Annotated in this window: 19 protein-coding genes and 1 riboswitch; of the genes, 5 read left to right on the plus strand and 14 right to left on the minus strand. The window is 44.8% G+C overall.

Annotation, left to right across the window (positions count from 1 at the left end):
• The first annotated feature begins 75 nt into the window (after nt 1–75).
• Both NL646_RS00135 and NL646_RS00140 read left to right on the plus strand, forming a co-directional pair.
• On the plus strand, nt 76–450 hold the full coding sequence (locus NL646_RS00135; protein ID WP_015313451.1) for a hypothetical protein: 375 nt from the start codon (nt 76–78) through the stop codon (nt 448–450).
• 82 nt (nt 451–532) lie between these two features.
• Nucleotides 533–1,132, plus strand: a complete 600-nt coding sequence (locus tag NL646_RS00140) for a thiol:disulfide interchange protein DsbA/DsbL (RefSeq protein WP_005477286.1) — start codon at nt 533–535, stop codon at nt 1,130–1,132.
• Nucleotides 1,133–1,184: 52 nt separating this feature from the next.
• On the opposite strand, the gene NL646_RS00145 is transcribed toward NL646_RS00140, so the two are convergent.
• From NL646_RS00145 to NL646_RS00180, 8 genes are all read right to left on the minus strand, one after another.
• A complete protein-coding gene (locus tag NL646_RS00145) occupies nt 1,185–1,430 on the minus strand; it encodes a hypothetical protein (protein WP_005463406.1) in 246 nt (81 codons plus the stop codon).
• 153 nt (nt 1,431–1,583) lie between these two features.
• On the minus strand, nt 1,584–2,030 hold the full coding sequence (locus tag NL646_RS00150) for a DUF3429 domain-containing protein (protein WP_005477135.1): 447 nt from the start codon (nt 2,028–2,030) through the stop codon (nt 1,584–1,586).
• A gap of 10 nt (nt 2,031–2,040) precedes the next feature.
• Nucleotides 2,041–2,586: a glutathione peroxidase gene (locus NL646_RS00155; RefSeq protein WP_140266172.1), complete on the minus strand. Its 546-nt coding sequence runs from the start codon at nt 2,584–2,586 to the stop codon at nt 2,041–2,043.
• Between the two features lie 105 nt (nt 2,587–2,691).
• Nucleotides 2,692–3,348: a 3,4-dihydroxy-2-butanone-4-phosphate synthase gene (ribB, locus tag NL646_RS00160; protein ID WP_005477276.1), complete on the minus strand. Its 657-nt coding sequence runs from the start codon at nt 3,346–3,348 to the stop codon at nt 2,692–2,694.
• A gap of 113 nt (nt 3,349–3,461) precedes the next feature.
• Nucleotides 3,462–3,602, minus strand: a riboswitch (FMN riboswitch).
• 104 nt (nt 3,603–3,706) lie between these two features.
• Nucleotides 3,707–4,324, minus strand: coding sequence for a triacylglycerol lipase (locus tag NL646_RS00165; protein WP_253663682.1), 618 nt, complete (start codon nt 4,322–4,324; stop codon nt 3,707–3,709).
• A gap of 117 nt (nt 4,325–4,441) precedes the next feature.
• Nucleotides 4,442–6,295, minus strand: coding sequence for an MFS transporter (locus NL646_RS00170; RefSeq protein ID WP_253663683.1), 1,854 nt, complete (start codon nt 6,293–6,295; stop codon nt 4,442–4,444).
• A gap of 146 nt (nt 6,296–6,441) precedes the next feature.
• Nucleotides 6,442–7,200, minus strand: coding sequence for a helix-turn-helix transcriptional regulator (locus NL646_RS00175; RefSeq protein WP_005463422.1), 759 nt, complete (start codon nt 7,198–7,200; stop codon nt 6,442–6,444).
• Nucleotides 7,201–7,839, minus strand: a complete 639-nt coding sequence (locus NL646_RS00180) for an HD domain-containing protein (RefSeq protein ID WP_020838071.1) — start codon at nt 7,837–7,839, stop codon at nt 7,201–7,203.
• Nucleotides 7,840–8,273: 434 nt separating this feature from the next.
• Between NL646_RS00180 and NL646_RS00185 the strand changes: the two genes are divergently transcribed.
• A complete protein-coding gene (locus NL646_RS00185) occupies nt 8,274–8,456 on the plus strand; it encodes a hypothetical protein (RefSeq protein WP_005463425.1) in 183 nt (60 codons plus the stop codon).
• Between the two features lie 59 nt (nt 8,457–8,515).
• Here the strand turns inward: NL646_RS00185 and NL646_RS00190 are convergent, their stop codons facing one another.
• From NL646_RS00190 to NL646_RS00210, 5 genes are all read right to left on the minus strand, one after another.
• Nucleotides 8,516–9,793, minus strand: coding sequence for a cytosine deaminase (locus NL646_RS00190; RefSeq protein WP_025542104.1), 1,278 nt, complete (start codon nt 9,791–9,793; stop codon nt 8,516–8,518).
• A gap of 9 nt (nt 9,794–9,802) precedes the next feature.
• A complete protein-coding gene (gene codB / locus NL646_RS00195; RefSeq protein WP_020838069.1) occupies nt 9,803–11,041 on the minus strand; it encodes a cytosine permease in 1,239 nt (412 codons plus the stop codon).
• Nucleotides 11,042–11,847: 806 nt separating this feature from the next.
• Nucleotides 11,848–13,194 (minus strand): magnesium transporter, encoded by a 1,347-nt coding sequence (locus NL646_RS00200; RefSeq protein ID WP_253663684.1) that lies wholly within the window; start codon nt 13,192–13,194, stop codon nt 11,848–11,850.
• A 186-nt stretch (nt 13,195–13,380) separates the two neighbouring features.
• Complete coding sequence (locus NL646_RS00205; protein ID WP_005463432.1) at nt 13,381–14,703, minus strand: AarF/ABC1/UbiB kinase family protein; 1,323 nt, start codon at nt 14,701–14,703, stop codon at nt 13,381–13,383.
• Between the two features lie 159 nt (nt 14,704–14,862).
• Nucleotides 14,863–15,534, minus strand: coding sequence for a pyridoxamine 5'-phosphate oxidase family protein (locus NL646_RS00210; protein ID WP_253663685.1), 672 nt, complete (start codon nt 15,532–15,534; stop codon nt 14,863–14,865).
• A gap of 110 nt (nt 15,535–15,644) precedes the next feature.
• On the opposite strand from NL646_RS00210, the gene NL646_RS00215 reads away from it, so the two are divergent.
• Entirely contained in the window at nt 15,645–17,081 is a 1,437-nt protein-coding gene (locus NL646_RS00215; protein ID WP_062866831.1) for a PLP-dependent aminotransferase family protein, read from the plus strand.
• A gap of 2 nt (nt 17,082–17,083) precedes the next feature.
• Here NL646_RS00215 and yjeH read toward each other — a convergent pair whose 3' ends face one another.
• Complete coding sequence (gene yjeH, locus NL646_RS00220; protein WP_253663686.1) at nt 17,084–18,346, minus strand: L-methionine/branched-chain amino acid transporter; 1,263 nt, start codon at nt 18,344–18,346, stop codon at nt 17,084–17,086.
• 212 nt (nt 18,347–18,558) lie between these two features.
• Here yjeH and NL646_RS00225 point away from each other — a divergent pair, with 212 nt between their 5' ends.
• The gene (locus NL646_RS00225; RefSeq protein ID WP_005463448.1) at nt 18,559–19,014 is read left to right on the plus strand and encodes an Lrp/AsnC family transcriptional regulator; all 456 of its coding nucleotides are present in this window, start codon (nt 18,559–18,561) and stop codon (nt 19,012–19,014) included.
• Nucleotides 19,015–19,019: the final 5 nt, after the last annotated feature.

Below are 19,019 nucleotides of genomic sequence, written 5' to 3' on the forward strand. Positions count from 1 at the left end.
ACTCTTCGTGCTTCAAACTTGTATGAATATGATCTTTCTGTATGATGAAAATCAGTGTGTTGTGAAGAAATTGATATGTTGAAGTTGAATCGTACATTGATGACTACTCTGGTTTGTTTGGTGGCTATGCTGCTAACCAGTGTTTCATCGAGCGTTCAAGCATCGACAGCATCAATAGAAGCACAAAGCTTTCCCATGCAGCAAACTGCACTTCAAGAAAAACTCGGCGTAAATACAGATTGTGTTGAGCCGCACCACAAAGAACACATGATGGAAAAAGGGCAAAAGTCGCACACCAGTTGCAGCTCTTCTTGCATTGTGAAAATTCCCACGACTTTGTCGCAAAATGGATTGATGCTACTGCCTTACAGCTTGGCGCTCATTGATAAGCTTCCTACTGAAAAAGCCGTGGTTGTGATTTATAAACCTTACCGACCTCCGATTGTTTGATTTCTTCTTTATTTATCTCCAGCACTAGCTGGCTCTTAGCTATATTTAAAACGGCACTGTTGTGCCCGAAGGAAAACAAACAATGAAGAAATTACTTGCACTATGCAGCACACTTTTACTGGCTTTCAGCGCTCACGCTGCTCAATTTGAAGAAGGTAAACACTACAAAGTGTTGGACGTTGAGAAAGCGACTAAACCAACCGTTACAGAGTTTTTTTCGTTTTACTGCCCACACTGTTATAAGTTTGAATCTGTGATTGAAAACTTAAAACCGGCTTTGCCAAAAGAAGCACGCTTTGAAAAAGTGCACGTGGCGTTTATGGGCGCAGACATGGCAGTGCCAATGGCAAAATCTTACGCAGCCATGGTATCGCTAGGTGTTGAAGACAAAATGGTGCCTGCGATGTTCGCGCAAATTCATCAAAAGCGCCAAGCACCGAAAAACGAAGATGAGTTAAAGAAAGTCTTCACGGACAACGGTGTCGATGGCAACAAATTTGACGCGGCGTACAACAGCTTTGCGGTTAGTTCGATGCAAAAGCGTTTCGATAAGCAGTTCAAAGAGAGCACTCTGACCGGCGTTCCTGGCGTCGTTGTGAATAACAAGTACATCGTTATTCCTAATGAAGTCCGTAGCTATGCCGAGTACAGCGAATTGGTGAACTATCTGCTAACGCTATAAATTAAAAGAAATGAAAAATGGCGGCCAAGTGGTCGCCATTTTTTTGAATTCGTTATCTCAGTACGGTTGTACAAGCTTGAGTTGGTACGCTAGTCATGAATATCGCGTGCGGATAAAACAAGCTAGCAACGGTGATAGCGACATTGCACGGTTGTGCGATGGTGTTTTTCACCACATTGGTGAGAACAATGCCCGTGTTGTTTACTGTTTGAGTGGCAGCTTGTTGCGCTTGGTAAGAAACGCAGCCAGAAGTCGCATTGATAATTGCAGTACTAAACAGTAGTTTGCGGAAAAACATATTCATATCCTTTGTGAATGTTTACGGACATATATATGTAGGTTTGCGCTACTTTAAAACAAAACGGTGTTCAAAATGTATGTGTATTCACGAAATGAACAGTGTTTTATATGGGTTGATTGGTTTTGTGATCTGAGTACTGGACAGACCAGATTATGCAATCAAAACCAATCCATGCATCAAAATGACGCCGCAGGTGAGCTTATTCCTCATGCCTTGATAGCCTTTGGGATCAACTTCCAGTTCGACATTCCGTATCAGCTTTTCTGCATACCAAACGGCAGCGTATCCGGTTGCGAGCAACAATATTGCCGCGATGTAATGTGTATTCCCTTGTAACAAGGCACCCCACGCAAGCAAAACAAACAAATTACTGAGAACTAGGATATTACGGCTCAAGCGGTGGTAGTAATGGTCGATACCATTTCCCCAGAGCACTCCCGATAGAAAGCTCAAGATAACGGCGCTGTAGGCAATAAAAAATTGTTGGCCGCTTAGGTTAAACAAGGTGGTGTCAGACACGATAAGCAGCAAGCTGAACAGAAAAGGCACTAAGCCCAAGTACCCAAGGCGTAACATGGTTAAACGTGTCGTGACCATAACTGCACTCCTACAGTTGTTGCTCAATCATATTAGTAAGCGTAGTACTCGTCGGAGAGGTTGAGCTTGGAAATGTGGCGATGACTTTGCCTTCTTTACTGATGAGAAACTTGTAAAAGTTCCACTTCGGAGTCACACCGGCTTGAGTGCTGATTTCAGAAAAGACAGGGTTGACATCGTTGCCCAGTACGGAGCTGCGAGCCATCATAGGGAACGTCACGCCGTAGTCGAGATAGCAGATCTTTGCGGTATTTTCTTCGCTTCCTTTGTCTTGTCGAAAATCGTTACTGGGAAAACCGATGACTGCAAAGTTTTTATCTTTGTAAGTTTGGTATAGCGTTTCTAGTTGCTCATATTGAGGTGTAAAACCGCATTGGCTGGCAGTGTTTACGACGAGCAATGTTTTCCCTTTGAATACTTCACAAAGCTCAATTTCTTCTGTTGAATTTAACATGCGCTGTTTGCCTTGCAGAATGTCGGGGCACTCAGACGCAAGAGCAAACGAACTCATGGAGATAAAGCCAAGGTACGCGGCGAGTTTCAGTAATCCTTTCATGATATCGTTCCTTTTGTTTTGAAGTAAGTATAACTACTCAAACGTAAAGGGAATCGATCAAAAAAAGCCGCACAAATGCGCGGCTTTTTAATGTGCTTTGAATTTTTATGCCAGCTTCAAATCGAACTGATTACGATACGCGACCATGTCTTCGATAGTCAGTACAGGCATGTTGTGCAGGTGACCAAATGCAACGATCTCCGGTGCTTTTGCCATCGTACCATCTGGATTGGTCACTTCACACAGTACGCCAGCAGGTTGAAGCCCTGCCATTTGCATCAGATCAATCGTACCTTCCGTATGACCACGGCGAGTCATTACACCACCTGGACGTGCGCGCAGAGGGAATACGTGACCCGGGCGAGCAAGATCTTCAGGTTTCGCATGCGGGTTTGCCGCCGTTTTAATGGTCGTCACGCGATCTGCTGCTGAAACCCCCGTTGTTACGCCAACTTTCGCTTCAATAGAAACCGTAAATGCAGTTTGGTTCGCGCTGTTGTTGTTTACCACCATTGGAGGCAGTTCCAGTTTGTCTGCTTGAGCGTCTGTTAAACATAAACAAACGATGCCGCTACATTCGCGGATCATCAACGCCATTTGCTCGTTGGTGAGGTGCTCGACTGAATAAATGATATCGCCTTCGTTTTCGCGATCTTCATCATCAAGAAGAAGTACGCCACGGCCTTCTTTTAGAGCGATAAGTGCGTTTTCAACGCGAGTAATTGGGTCGCCGAATTCGGCAAGTAGTGATGACTGATTCATGGTTAACTCCTAAATATCACCAGAATCAGGGCGGTATGAGAGATCGTCGTAAAATACGATCAAAAAGAAGCGCACCAGCATTCAACGCGATCTTACTCGCGATACTGGTGTATTCTTATTCTCTTTCATCCGGACTATAACCGTCGGCTCTGGCATCTCACCAGATCTGCTGACCTCGACGAATCGAGCGCTCGCGGGCTCACTTGAAAAAGTATACCGCCGGTGGGGAATTTCGCCCCGCCCTGAGAACAATTAAAAATGTGCCACTTCATTCAAGTTGTGAAGAAGTGGAGCTAGGATAGTACTGCGAACTGAATAGCTTGGAAAGTCGATTCCATCTGTATGATGGAAAAGTGTGCTATCGACGGAAATAATCTGTGCGAATAAAGTGATCAATCTGCTGCGGCACGAAGGTGTTGTAAATCAGACTCGTATGCGTTTGCTTCACTTCGATATGATCTTGCATACCTTCCAGTCTTGTCTCTTCTACGGTAACCGTACCGTCCGACATGGTGTTGTCATTACGGATCAACAATGGGCGGGCACCAATCGGTACCGTTCCTGCGATACTGCCGAGTTTTTGCGGAAAAGCCCACGCATCATCATGTTTGTTTAATCCGTGGTGTGGCGAATTGCCTAAAATTGCACCCAACCCGAGATCTTGAATCCGACCTACTATGGACGCGCCTTTAAGAGGTGAACCGATAGCGACAACATGAGAGATTAAGCTGGTGGTTGGCTTTCTGTTGGCGAGATAGCGCTTAATCATCAAGCCTCCCAAGCTGTGCCCCACGAGTACGTTTGCGGTCAGTGGATTAAGCGAATGGTCAATAGAATCAAACAGTGAAGACTCATCGATAGCAACAGTGTTATAGCTGATCACTTGCGTTTCGTATCCGAGCTTTCGCAGCTTTTGGCTAAGAGGTTGCATGACCAGCCCATGCATATAAAGACCATGTAAGATGATGATTTTCATAATACCTCCTAGATTTATGACGTCGTAGATATCCTACTCTAATTAACAAAGAACTACTTGTGCTTTGTGGTGCATATTTACGTTTTGCTGCAAAGTTTGATCGGTATAGCAAGCGTATCAGCCCAGTAAATCCTGTACTTGTTGTTGCAATTGATGACGATTTAAAGTGCCTGGGCTTAACACTTCACCGATTACAACATCCACTTTTGACCAAAAACGAGTCGGTCGTTTTGTGAGAGCATGTCCGCCTTTGTGGCTGAAAAAAGAACCCCAAAGCCCTTTTAACGCCATAGGGATGACAGGAACAGGGTTACGTTCAAGGATTTTTTCCACACCAGGGCGAAACTCACCCAATTCACCGTTAGACGTTAAACGACCCTCAGGGAAGATACAGACAACCTCACCGTCGTTAAGCGCTTGTTCAATCTGTTCAAATGCTCGACGGTAAGTGTCGGCACACTTACGTGGAGAACAGATCGGGATAACACCGGCATGACGGAAAACATATTTAAGAACAGGCAGCTCACTGATGGACTTGTCCATCACAAAACGAACCGGGCGAGTAGAGGTTCCCATCAAAATCAACGCATCGACATAGCTAACATGGTTAGCCACGATTAATGCAGCACCTTGTTCAGGAATATGTTGGCGCCCCTTTACTGACACACGATACATACAATGGCTGAGTAAATAACTGATAAAGCGTTGTGTAAATTCTGGTACTTGACGATAGACATAGATTGCCACGAAGAAGTTACCTATTGCCATCATGGCAAACAGTTCCACAATAGAAAGCTCTAGTACGCTGAGTACAACGATCGAAACCAAAGCAGACACCACCATAAACAACGCATTCATGATGTTGTTAGCTGCAATGGCACGTGCACATTCCCCTTTGTTTGAGCGCGATTGGATGAACGCATAAAGAGGAACAATAAAGACACCGCCGCTTACACCAACAAGGAACAGGTCAATCATGACGCGCAGATGTTTGGACTCAGCAACGAAGTTTTGCACATCATAAAAGTGCTCCGGAAGTGATGGATAACTTGGGACTGCCCATAGCAAGTCGACGCCAAAGACTGTCAGACCAAGGATACCGAATGGCAAAATACCAAGCTCAACGTGGTTGAAAGAAAGTTTTTCACACAACCAAGAGCCTGTCGCGATACCAATGGAAAATAATGCCAACAGTAAAGAAACGACAGTACTGTCTGCAAACAAATGTTCACGCGCAAAGTTAGGGAATTGAGTCAGGTAAGTCGCACCCATGAACCAAAACCAACTGATGGCTAGAATAGACATCCAAATGCCTCTCTGTTTTTTTGCCACTTTTAACGTGTTCTTTAAACCAGAAATTGGTTCAAATTTCGCTTTGTCATTCGATTGGCTAGGCATCGTTGGAATATTCACACTGCTCATAAAACCAAGCAAAGACAAGGCAATCACGACACAAGAAGCAATCAAGGTACCATTAGGAATGGCTAACAGCAGGCCTGCGCTAAGCGTACCTATAAGAATCGAAAGGAACGTGCCCATTTCAACCCAAGCATTTCCTTTAACAAGCTCATTTGGTTTGAGTGCTTGTGGTAGTAAGGCGTATTTGACGGGACCAAAATAGGCCGATTGAGTACCTGTCATAAACAGCAGAACCAGCATCAGCATAGCACTTTGGGTCGCAATAGCGGTTGCTGCGCAAGACATGATAGCCAGTTCGATGAGCTTTAGACGTCGGATTAATTTGGCTTTGTCCATGCTGTCAGCGACGGCACCAGCATGCGCAGAGAATAGAAAGAAAGGTAGGATGAATAAGCCTGCTGCCAAATTAACAAATAGATTAACGGATATTGGTAAGTTATCAATTTGGCTGTATGTCACCATCAATAACAGAACGTTTTTGTAGATGTTGTCATTGAGTGCGCCAAGACACTGCGTCACAAAGTAAGGAAAAAAGCGTTTTGAGAAAAACATGCTGGCTCCGATTAAACAAAGTCGAATGAGATGGGAGCACTTTATGCTCAATGAACGATTAAACCAGCTTTCTCTTTCAAGTGACGTTGTATGCCACCAAAAGTAACCAAATGCGTTACTTTTATCTCCATTTATTTATTGAGTTACTAATTTCGAGACTTCTGTGTAGGTTTTCTTTCCCATGGTTCAAACAGAGGGAACGTCCAACGACGCATCGCAATAATCAGAGAGGTGCCGTGCTTTTCGTCCATATCGAGAGAGCTATCACTTTGGCAAGCCTGATAAAACTCATCGATGACCTTTTGCAGTTTCTGTTGCAGCTTCTTGTTGGTTGGTACGCTCATCAATCCTGTTGCCATGGACAACTGTTCATCTTCACCCGAAAAGTAGCTTTGGAAAAAGGCGTCTTGAACTTGCTGTTGGAAGAACCGTTGAATAGGGCCGCCCATCTGCCACTTAAATGTCGGAGATATACGCAAACGAATTTTGTTATTTGGCTGCAAGTCGATGATGTTCAGCCGATCCAAATGAGCAAGCTTTTGCACCAGTTCCAACTCATTGAAGGTGTATTGCTGAACGATTTGTTCAAACTGATAGCCATTTACAACACAGATCGCCACGAGTAGCAGGGCTTTATCGTCAACCAGCTGCTTTTCTTGCTCTAACGTTAGCGACTCTAGACCTTTATTGTGCGCAGCCGCGAGCTTAAACAGTTCCGCCATTTCTAAACCAATCAATTGGCAAATTCGTTCTAAGCGCTCAAGGCTAATGTGCTGACCTTCAGCAAGTAAACGTTTGACGCTTCCTTCACTTAAATCAAGGTGTTGTGCAACATCGACATAATGCAGCCCTGCTGACTTTAGCTGGCGTTTAAGCTCTTTAATTAACGTATAGCTTTCAGACATTTACGCGGTCACCTCATCGTATAACTGTTTTAGGTACGTTTGCATAAAGGCTTTCCGTTTATTGGCTTCAAGTTTTGCAGACTCCGTGTTCATGGTGTCGACAATTTTAAACAACTTGGTTTGGAAATGATCTACGGTGAATTGCTTGTCGTTGAGTTCGCGCTCTTTAGCAAACATGTCGTTATCGTTGTAAAGCTGAGCGTTGAAATGAGTGCTGACTTGAATGCATCGCGTAACACCAATGGCGCCTAAAGCGTCCAGACGATCAGCATCTTGGACGATTTGTGCTTCCAACGTGTTTGGCCTGATGTTGGCGCTAAAGCTGTGCGCCTCTATCGCATGAGCGATGGCATCATGGTAGTGCTGAGGGTATTGAATACTCTCTAAATACGCGATGGCTTTTTTGGCTGCAATTGCAGAGCTTTGCTTGCGATTTGGATGATCTTTCGGGTAGGTGAAACAGTCATGCAAATAAGCTGCTGGTAACACAATGGCTATGTCTGCATTTTCTTCGTCGCAGAGCTGTTTCGCTGTTTTGACCACGCGTTTTACGTGTTCAATATCATGGGCCGCATCAACTTGCATCTCTTGCTGCATAAATTCCAAAAACAGCGGCTCAAACTGGCTTAATGACGTCATGGTTAATATCTACAACTAAAATGAAGCCAGAAGTATGCCCAACGCTAAGAAGAATTTCCAAATGCGATGGTGTAATTGAGAATTAGCCACCAGATTGTTGAATACCTGAGTGATGTCAAGAAGTGGGATTAAGAGCGCTGTCACTGATTCCATTTGAAATGGTTAATACGCAGTGAAATGACTGAACTTTTCGAAGGTTTCTCTCCAGACAAGACTATTTCAAACAGACATTTTTATCAGTGTTTCTATGAGTTATTAATTTTATAAATGTGACTCAGTGGCACAGAAAACTTGGGTTTATAGATTGCATTTTTGAGTGATCTCAATTCCATTTTTATAGTTGTTTAGTGTGGTTTTTGTGATCTTGATCATGATATTTTTGCTTTCAGAGCGATAGGATTCCGCGCAAATGGTGAGTTAACTGAGTCGATGATATGCAGGATTTATATGAGCTAGAGCGTAAACTGGTCGAAAATGGCGCAGATATGAAAGGCTTAAAAGTGGTACCCGCGGTCGTTGATGAAGAAGGGCATGTTGTTTATCTGGGTAATAGTCCATCCATGATCAGAAACATCATTAGTTGTCGAAGACAATTAACGCAACGTACTAAAAAATAGTAAAAGGGTCTGACTAAATAGTCAGACCCTTTTCGTTTCGGTTGGTCTTTTTAAGAACTTTAGCGCTTGAACGTCACTTGTTCTGATTGTTCAAGATGAATACGAGTTGTCGCAGGTTGCGTTTCTGCAATGACTTTACCGTGACGAACCGAGTAACGAACAGGTACTTGGCGACGTACTGCATCAAAGCCATTTTCAGCAGGAAGAATCAGTAGGCTACCTGGTTTGCCTTCTTCAATTCCGTACTTGTCTTGAATGTTCAATGTACGCGCTGAGTTGGTGCTGATGAGATCGAGCGAGTGATTAATTTGTTCGTAACCCATGACCTGACATACATGCAGGCCCATGTGCAGCACTTGCAGCATGTTTGCTGTACCAAGTGGATACCATGGGTCGAATACGTCATCGTGTCCAAAGCAAACGTTGATGTTTGCATTTAGCATCTCTTTCACTCGTGTTACGCCGCGACGTTTTGGGTAATCATCAAAGCGGCCTTGTAAGTGAATGTTCACCAATGGATTTGCCACGAAGTTGATACCGGACATGCGTAATAAACGGAACAGGCGAGATGCATACGCACCGTTGTAGGAACCCATTGCCGTTGTGTGGCTTGCCGTGACTTTATTCCCTATATCAAACTTGTGCGCTAATGCTGCCAGTGTTTCAACGAAGCGAGATTGCTCGTCATCGATTTCATCACAATGTACGTCGATCAGACGGTCGTATTTTTGCGCCAATTCGAACACGTAGTGCAGCGATTCAATGCCATATTCGCGTGTGAATTCAAAGTGGGGAATCGCGCCAATCACGTCCGCCCCCAATTTGACGGCTTCTTCTAGCAGCTCTTTGCCATTTGGGTAAGAGAGAATGCCTTCCTGCGGGAAGGCGACGATTTGGATGTCTACCCATTCTTTCATCTCTTCACGTACTTCTAGCATCGCTTTGAGAGCGATAAGCGTTGGATCAGAAACATCGACGTGAGTACGAACGTGTTGTACGCCGTTTGCGATCTGCCATTTTAAGGTTTGTTTTGCGCGCGCTTTCACGTCTTCAATCGACAGCATTTCTTTGCGCTCAGCCCAACGTTCAATACCCTCAAACAATGTGCCAGAGATGTTCCAGCTTGGCTCGCCAGCGGTTTGCGTTGTATCTAGGTGAATGTGTGGCTCGCAGAAAGGTGCAACCGCCATGCCGCCTTCAGCATCGATGGTGTCACCGTTGTGATTAAGCTCCACATCGTTGCTTTCAATGCGCTTGAATTGACCATCTTCAATCAAAATTTGCTGCAGACCTTCTTGTCCTTTTAGCGTTACGTTTTTGATCAGTAGTGTTGTCATGATGGTTCCTTACGCTGGCTGTGTAGCCAGTGCCTTTTTGTTGAGAATAGGATTAAGAATTAGGAAGCTAATTGCGCCGCCAAGTACAGCGTTAATCGGTACTACGCCAGGAAGGAAGTGTCCCGCACCAACGCCAATCGCTACAGCGATAATGCCAGCCCAGTTTACGCTTTGGAACTGGGCGGCTTCAAAGTTTGCGTAGCGTTTACGGTTTGTGAAGAAGTCAGCGATGATCACGCCGCCAATCGGTGGAATTGCCAACGATAAGAAGGTCAGCCAGCCAACAAAGTTATTGTAGAGCCAGAGAGCGCAAAGTGTGCCAACAAGACCGTTCGCCATCGAGATGTATTTACTTGGTAAGCCTGTGATGTTGGAAAATCCAAGACCTGATGCGTAGAGCGCGTTGTCGTTGGTCGTCCAAATGTTTAACCCAAGTACGATGATGGCAGGAATCAATAAACCTTGCGCAATCATCACTTCAGAGATGTCTGATTGACCAGTCACCGACGCACCTGCCGCGCCAAAGATAAACATTAACGAGTTACCGATGAAAAATGCCACCATGGTGATCATCACGGCGCTGCGCGGCTTTTTGCCAAAGCGTACGAAATCTGCCGTTAATGTGCCTGCACTAACAAAAGAGCCTACAACCATCGCGAGAGCCATTGAAAAGTCGAGTGGTTCGGTTGGTTGAACTTGTTGTAGTTCGCTAATACCGCCAACGCTATTTACTGCTTCTACGACAGAGTAACCGCCAAGTAGCGCAATAGCAGGAACGGCGATTGCTGACAGCACCATCAGTGCTGAGATTCCAAAGTAAACGGTCGCGGTCATGAGCAAACCGGAGACAAGGATCAAAGTATTGGTATCGATGCCCGTTGCTTTATGCACCGGAATCGCAAACATCGCGACACCAACTCCAAACCACCCAACTTGAGTACCGCCAAGAAGAGCAGAAGGAAGCCAAGAGCCTTTAGAACCAAAAGAGAAACGAGCAAGAAGGTGAGTAGAGAGACCAGTAGAAGCGCCGATGTAACCGAGGAAAGAAGTGTAAATACCGAGGATTAGGTTACCGATGAGAACAGCGAGGAAAAAATCATTAAAGGAGAGCCCAGTACCGAGAGAACCACCTGTCCACATACTTGCGGAGAAAAAAGTGAGTCCTAACATCACCATGGTTAGTGACGCCACGCCTTTTCTGGCCGTGTTGGGAACTGGTCCAAGACTGTAGTTATTGTCTCCAGCCATTATTACCTCCGCAAAGTAAAAGATTAAATTATAGCACCTGATTTTCAAGTAAACGGCGCGTATTATCGTGATGTAAATTCGATAGTCAATGATAAAATTGAAATTTAAACGTTTACTTGGTTTTGTTTGTATTTTTTATTGTTAAATAACAATAATTTGGATGGCTTTTTATAAAAATGAAAAATGTATTTTTACGTATGTTTTTATGATTTCTCGATGAGTTTTCTGTGTGAAATGAATGTTTTTTACTACTATTTGTGTTTATGGATAAAATTTATCTATAACTCTAGGTTGTTCAGTCGATTTCTATGAAAAGAAAACGATTTCGTGATGAGTTTTTTGGTTTGGGCGTTATTTATTCTTTTTTTGGTATGTTTTCTTGGTTTTATTTGGGTTAGATAGTTTATTTTTGTTGAAGTTGGTATTTTTGAAGGGTTAGCGAGGGGGTGTTTGAATTTTATAAACAGTAAACAGTCGGTTGAGGGCAAGAAAAGTACAATAGAGCTCTGTCAGAGGATAAAGGAGAGCAGTAGCCGCATAAAAAAATAGCCAACCGCAAAGAGTGCGATTGGCTTATATACATGTGAACAAAATCAAGTTCACTAACAACGTCAGTTGGCTAGGTGACCCTCGGCTTAAGAAGGGTCAATTTATATAATGCAGTTACTGTGCCAACTTTTATATGCCCGAAAATCGTGGTTTCTGTGACATACGTTGCTTAAACTTTGAATGTTTTTGCAATTTGCAAGTGCGTTATGCAATTTGTCTCTATTATGCTAATGATTGATTAATAAACAGTGGACTTTTTAGAGCATGACTAAACTCGCCGTTCCCAAAAAGGCGAAAAAACCAACCACATCTGTCACTGTCGTTAGAATAACCGAGCCTGCTAAGGCTGGATCCAATTTGAACTTATCCAGAATAATGGGTATCAACACGCCAAACAAAGCAGCGGTAATAATGTTGACGATAATGGCCAGAGCGATGGTTCCGCCTAAAACTAGCGATTGGAACCACAATCCGGCTAACCCGCCGATAATCAGTGCCCAAGCAATGCCGTTCAGAGAGCCAATACCCAGTTCATTTTTCAATAGCTTGAAACGGTTACCTGGAGTGATCTGATTAAGCGCCATCGCACGAACCATCAGAGTGAGCGTTTGGCTGCCCGCGATGCCACCCATCGATGCAACGATTGGCATGAGCACGGCCAAAGCCACCACTTGAGCAATCACATCTTCAAACAGTCCGATAGTGACAGAGGCTAAAATTGCAGTCAGCAAATTGATGCCCAACCACACGCCACGTTTTTGTGAGCTTTTTAGTACTGGCGCAAATAAGTCATCGCCTTCATCCATACCAGTACCGGCCATTAAGCGCGCTTCGTAGATTTCTCGTTGCGTACTTAATGCAAATTGCCAATCGACCTCACCAATGAGAGTTTGGTCAGCATCTGTTACGGGGAGCGCGGGTAGGGCGCTATGCTCTAACGCCTCTACCGCCTCTGGCAGTGTCATTTTGCTGTCCAACACGGTAACGGTTTCAATCTCAAGTGTTTTCAAACGCACGCCTAAATCACTTCTTAAGATCTCGTAATAGTTTACTGCGCCACGGAACTGTTTGTTTCGGTTAATCAGGTACACTTGCTGCGGCGTATCGTAGCTGTAGCGTTCCATCAACTGCTTTGCGGTTCCGACCGTAATATTGAACGGCAGCGTAATGATTTTACGCTCCGCCCAGCGACCTAGCTCATCGTCTTCATATTCATTCGCTTGGTCGTACAGCTCAAGCTCGTCTTTTTCAATTAAAGCGAGCGCTTCATTGATGATGGCCTCTGGTAACGAGTCTGCCCATTCGATCAACGATAAGTTGTCGAGTTTAGCGAGGGTGAGTTTGAGTTCGACTTCAGATAACGCATTGATGATAGAGAAACGTACATCGGCACGCATCTCTGTCAAAACGTCGATATGAAGTTCTAACGGCAATGCTCTCCATAACCGAACACGGTCTTCGATAGGGAAAGCTTCGAGGATCAGCGCAACCGCGCCGGGTTCGAGACCCGCTTCGATAGATTCATTGAGCGTTGCGACTTGATCCGATTCTTCGGCTTGGCCAATTTGTTGGATTAGAGTGGAGAGATCTTGAAACTTGCTCACCGAGCCCCCGATAGTTAATTCGTTTTCATGGATAAAGTTGTGGCGTCATACGTGACACATTAGCCAGCTAACTTTGCTTATTGACCTTATGTTCATTAACCATAGTCAATAAATCTCAATAAAGTGGGCTGTTGATGACGCAGAATAACTGCTCAAGGTACTTGAAAGTGACAGAAAAACAATAGGCTATCCACTATTGATCTTGAGATATGGTTGCACTAATCGACGAATGTTTACTTTTGCACCGATTCGAGCGGCGAGCAAATACATGCCACCAATTTTTCGGTGCAAGAATATGGCATCGGCTGGTGGGGTATGCCAATAATCTTGCTCCATACTCAGAATTGTTCCAGCTTCTCGCAGTTTTTGCGCCAGTCCGCTGGCTTTAAAGTCATAAGCTTCATCAATTAGCATGGGTTCGCATGCCATTTTGACCAAATCTAAAATCGCCATTCTCTGTTCTGGTTTGATGCTTTGGGCGAAAAAGCCTATTTGCTCTAAAGCATCGTTGAGCCCTTGTTCGTCATCGTTCACGACAGATGAAAAGGCTTGGCGATAACCGGAACTAAAACGTTCACTGTATTCGCGAGTTGCGCCAAAATCTAACAGCCCGATTTGTTTACTTTGTTCAAGATAGAGATAGTTTGCGAAGTTTGGATCGGTTTGCACCATTTTGAATTCGAACAGTTCTTTAAACAGCAGTTCCAACAAATTGTGCATTACAAAGTCGCGAGTTTCTTGGTCGTAGTTTGCAATTTTCTCTATGGGCGTCCCTTGAATGAACGCCATAGCCAGAACGGATTGGGATGACATTTCCGGGTAGATTTTTGGCACCACAAAATGCGGATGGTCTTGTAGAGCCTTTTGATATCTATAGGCAAACTGAGCTTCTCGCTCATAATTGGCTTCGTCGTGCAGCTGTTTTTTCGCCTCTTCCAACAGTCCTTTATAGTCAACAGACTCAGGGATAAGGCCAACAATTTTCAAAAGCGTACCGACATTATCGACGTCGCTGTCGATGCTCTTTCTGATACCGGGATATTGCACTTTTACTGCCAAATTATCGCCAGCATCGCTGTAGGCTTGGTGAACTTGCCCTATAGATGCACTCGCAATAGGTTTGAAGTTGAAAGCAAGAAACGCGGATTTCCACTGTTCACCAAGTGCATTTACCATCACGCTGTTGAGCTGCTTTGATGGCATTGGATCGGCGTTTGAACGCAATCTGGCTAAAATCTCGGCCAACTCCGGTTCAAGAATATCTCCGGCATCCATCGACAGCATTTGACCAAGTTTCATCGCTGCGCCGCGTAAGTGCGCCAGTTGATCGGTCAGCCGTGCAATATTTTGAGGGGTGAGCAAAAGGTCTTTCGCTTTCGGTCGGTTGCCTTTGGCGATTTGCTTGGTGCCTTCAGCAATAACATTGCCCGCGACTCTTGTTGCAAGCGAGGCAAATTTGCTGAATCTAGAAATACGGTGTGTTGGTAGGTTTCTTTCCTTTCCCGACATAACTCTCTCCTATTGCTCATGGTTTGTTATACGGGAAATTGAAGCTTTTGGATACAAAGTTACGAGCACCGCTGGCAGGACCAGCGATGATTTAGGAGATTGGATGAAAGTTGCTATTGAGAGCGTTAGCAAAAATGAGAGTGTTAGCAACAGGAGCTCTTAGCTGAGTTTCTCCGAAGCGTACCAGCGGTTAGGATAGGCGCTGCTGTAGTCGGGTTCTTCGATGCCTTCATACAAATCCGAACATGGTTCAAGAGGCCCCACGACGGTTCGATATGGCAGTACCCCCGCCCAAACCGGAATATCCATATCTTGCGCGTCGTCGTTGACACCAAAACGACTGATTTTTACCGATGCTTCCTCTAAAGAAATACGCAGAAGCATGGTGGCGCTGAGCTCTTTCTCGTTACTCAAACGGACATGCTCTGTTCTTCCCGGCGCGATTTGTTCGAGAAAGTGATTCAGTAAACGATCTTTTTCCTGATTGTCTTCAACAGTTTCAAACTGACCAAACACAACCGCACTGTGATAATGCGCGCTGTGGTGAAATGCGGAACGCGCCAATACCCAACCATCAAACAAGGTGAAGGTGAGACATGTCGGTTGGCCTTGTTTGAGGGAGCGTAACAGTCGGCTGTTATTTGCGCCGTGGATGTATACAAAATCATCGACGCGCCAAGCTAACATAGGGATAACCACTGGCCCTGACTCGTTGGTGATTGCAATATGGGCAATTAGGCTTTCATCAATAATCATGTGCAGCTTTTCAACTTCAGTCACCGCTTTATGAGCGCCTTTTTTGATTTCTGTTCTTTTTGTATTCGATAGCATGGTGGTCTCCCTAACCAACTCACAGTAATGAGAAATAGTCATTTTTTTCCTAAGCGTGTCGTTGCAATGTAGCGTTTAACTGGTAGCTTAGAGAGAGCCACTTTTAAACTATGGATGGATCCAATTTGTCGTTAATCGATGTGGGTGATTTGTGCGTAAAAACAGGCAGCGGTACGCGCCAGCAGTCTGTATTTTTTGCAATAAGGGATAAGATTGTTCGAGGGCTTTGGCCCAAGAACGGCAAGCTACCGTCGACTCGTAAACTGGCACAAGAGTTGAACCTTAGCCGCAACACGGTGATTTCTGCCTACGAACAGTTAGTTGCTGAAGGGTACTTGGTCAGCCAGCGTGGTTCAGGCTTTTTTGTTGCTGTTGAGTTGCCAGAACAATACTTACCTGAAAAGTTGCCAACTCAAGCTGCCAACCTTCCGCCAGCAGCGTTGGATGTGAATGCCAGTTTCGCGCCTGGTGTACCCGATTTATCGCTTTTTCCAACCGCTTTATGGCAAAAATATCTCAATCGTCACTTATCCCGTACGTGTCTGCTAGGCAATCAAGACATTCAAGGTAGCTGGGAGCTTCGATGCGCTTTGTCGGATTACTTAGCGTCGAGCCGTTCAGTGAACTGCACGCCTAGTCGAATCATCATCACGTCAGGCGCGCAGCAAGCGTTGTGTATCGCCACCATGGCAACATTAACGTCAGGAAGTAGAGTGCTAATGGAACAGCCAGGTTATGCGCAGATGCGCAAGTTGATCCTGTTTCAGCAATATCAATTTGAACCGTTGTTCGTAAGACAAAAAGTGGGTTTTGATATTGATTCCGTCACGCAAAGTACTGCAGATGCACTCTATATCACGCCAAGTAACCAATATCCGATGGGGACGACTTTAAACACTGAGCGGCGAGCACAAATCATTGAGTGGGCATCGAACCAAGAGGCTTGGATTCTTGAAGATGACTACGACAGTGAATTCCAATTTGCACATCGTCCATACACCAGTTTGCAAGGGTTAGCCGCACAAATGGGCCGAGACGAGCGAGTGTTATACATCGGCTCTTTTAGTAAAGTCATGTTTAATGGTTTGAGGCTTGGCTATCTCGTTGTGCCTGAATCGCTGGTAGATAAATGTTTGATGGTGAAAGACGCACTTAGTGGTGACACACCAAGTCATATTCAAGCCGCGATGGCAGACTTTATCTCAGAAGGAAGCTTGCTGCGACATATTCGTAAAATGAGGCGAGTGTACAAGTCGAAGCACGAACAAGTCTGTTTCTCTATTCAGCATTATTTTGGTGACAAAGTTCGAGTTATTAGCCAAGCGGCGGGGTTGCACGTTACGTTGAGCTGGCAACAAGGGATTGATGAAAACACGTGGACGCAACGAGCCAAAAAGGCGGGCATCGTGATGCGCCCAGTCAGTTTTTATGAGCATCCCGATTTTAAAGCACGAGATTGGCAGGGTGTCGTGATCGGATATGGGAATGTTCGTCTTGATAACATTGACCCGTTGATTAAACGCCTCTTTGAGCTATTTGACGTCTGAAGTTATTCGACAATGCTCGAGTGTCGTTTTTGTCGCCATTGTTTCCACGGCAGAGAGAGCAGCGCAAAAATGCCAATGGCGTAAAGCATAGACCAACCTAAACAGATGAACACGCCTGTACATAACACTAAAGAAATCGCCGCGAGGGCTTTTCCTAGTCCGTGCAGCAATTTGTATGCAGCTAGCATTGCCAATAGATAAACCAAAACAAAAATACTGTTGGCCAGCTTTAGGAAAAACTCTAAATCGAGTTTGGATAACGACCCAATCACACAAGACGCAAGTAGCACCGCACCGACTAAAACCGTTGCTGACGAAGGTACGCCTCTACGCGAAATTTTAGCCAGTGGACTGTTTGGACGATGTTCGCGCGCTTGAGCCAAAACCATTCTTGATAGGCTTTGGGTGTATAAGTTAACGCTGGCAAAGCACGCAGAAAATCCAATGATACTGATGAGCCACTTTGCGCTATCTCCCAATAAATGGGCGCTTAACCAAGGGATGGAAGCATTATCGAATTGTGCGCTGCCATAAGCACCAAACTTTAAGATGACAACAGAACAAGCCCAGTAAGTTGCACCAGCAACAAAACAGCCGACGATAATCGCGATTGGGAAGTCTCGTTGCGGATTCTTGAACTCTTCGCCCATGTGAGCGAAGGCTTCGATGCCAACAAAGCACCAGAACATCACACCAAGTGCTGCGGTGATCGGCCAAATGGACTCTGTTGTGAGAGTCGGCATTGAAAGATCTGCGCTATTGATTTCGCCTTTAAACAAAAATGCACCAACCAAAGCAAAAACACTCAATGCGATGATGGTTTGCAAGCGCCCTGATGATTTGGTGCCCAATAGGTTGACCAAGATGAGCAGAAAAACCGTCAATACTTGCGCAAATAAGTGGTTGTTGATTGGAGTAGGAAGCAGTTGTTGAAGAAAACCTGCTGCAAGAGCAATCGCGGCAGGCACGCCAACGGGAATCACACTGACAAATAGCCAAGCCACGCTGCTTTCCAATCTCGAGTTAAAAGCTTGACGCACAAAAAATGCCGTGCCGCCAGCATTCGGGTAGCGCTTACCAAGTTGGGCAAAAGTCAGCGCAATTGGACAAATCGCGATGAATAAAAGGACCCAAGCCCACAAAGAAAAATGGCCAGCGATTCCTGCCGCGATAGCGGGAATCATAAACAAGCCTGTTCCCATCAAGGTTGTGGACAACTGGGCGATACCGGAGATAAGAGAGATGTCTTTTTTTAGCTGTTCCATGCGTTTCTCGGAGGTTTTATTTAAGTGCGCGTTCCATGCTGCGCCTTAATTGGACTTTGGGTTGAAGATAGAATATCTGAACTCCAAAAAACAAAATGCGCTTGTTCACCGTCAATATGACGGTTGTTTTAAATAAATCCAACAAAATGTTGGTTTCTTATGCATTTAGAATCGGTATAGAATAAGAAAATTAAGGGACGCTTGGTATATTTATGGACAAATTTGATCACAAGATCATTGATATCCTCCGGCATAACGCGCGGTTGTCGGTCACCGAGATTGCGGAGAAGGTCAATTTATCTCGCTCAGCCGTCACGGCTCGTATTCGCAAGTTAGAAAATGACAAAGTCATCTTAGGTTATCACGCTGAAATTGCGCCTCCAGAGGGGGATTCGATCTGTGCCTACTTCGCATTGAAATTCGACACATCCATATCATCTTACTACTGTGAATCCTATGCTGATGAGTTGTATAAAATTGATGGTGTGAAATGGTGCCATGCAATCAGCGGTGAAACTGACATGATGGTATTTGTGGAAGTCCCTAACATGAATCGGCTCAATGAAATCCGAGATCAAATTCAACGCTTTCCTGAACTGCGTCATTTGATGACGCATACGGTTCTGACCGAGTTTTTTAATACGACCGGAAACAAGTTCGTAAAGTGAAGCAT

Source organism: Vibrio sp. Y20_XG_PY13 (genome assembly GCF_024181925.1).
In the GTDB taxonomy this organism is placed as follows: domain Bacteria; phylum Pseudomonadota; class Gammaproteobacteria; order Enterobacterales; family Vibrionaceae; genus Vibrio; species Vibrio parahaemolyticus.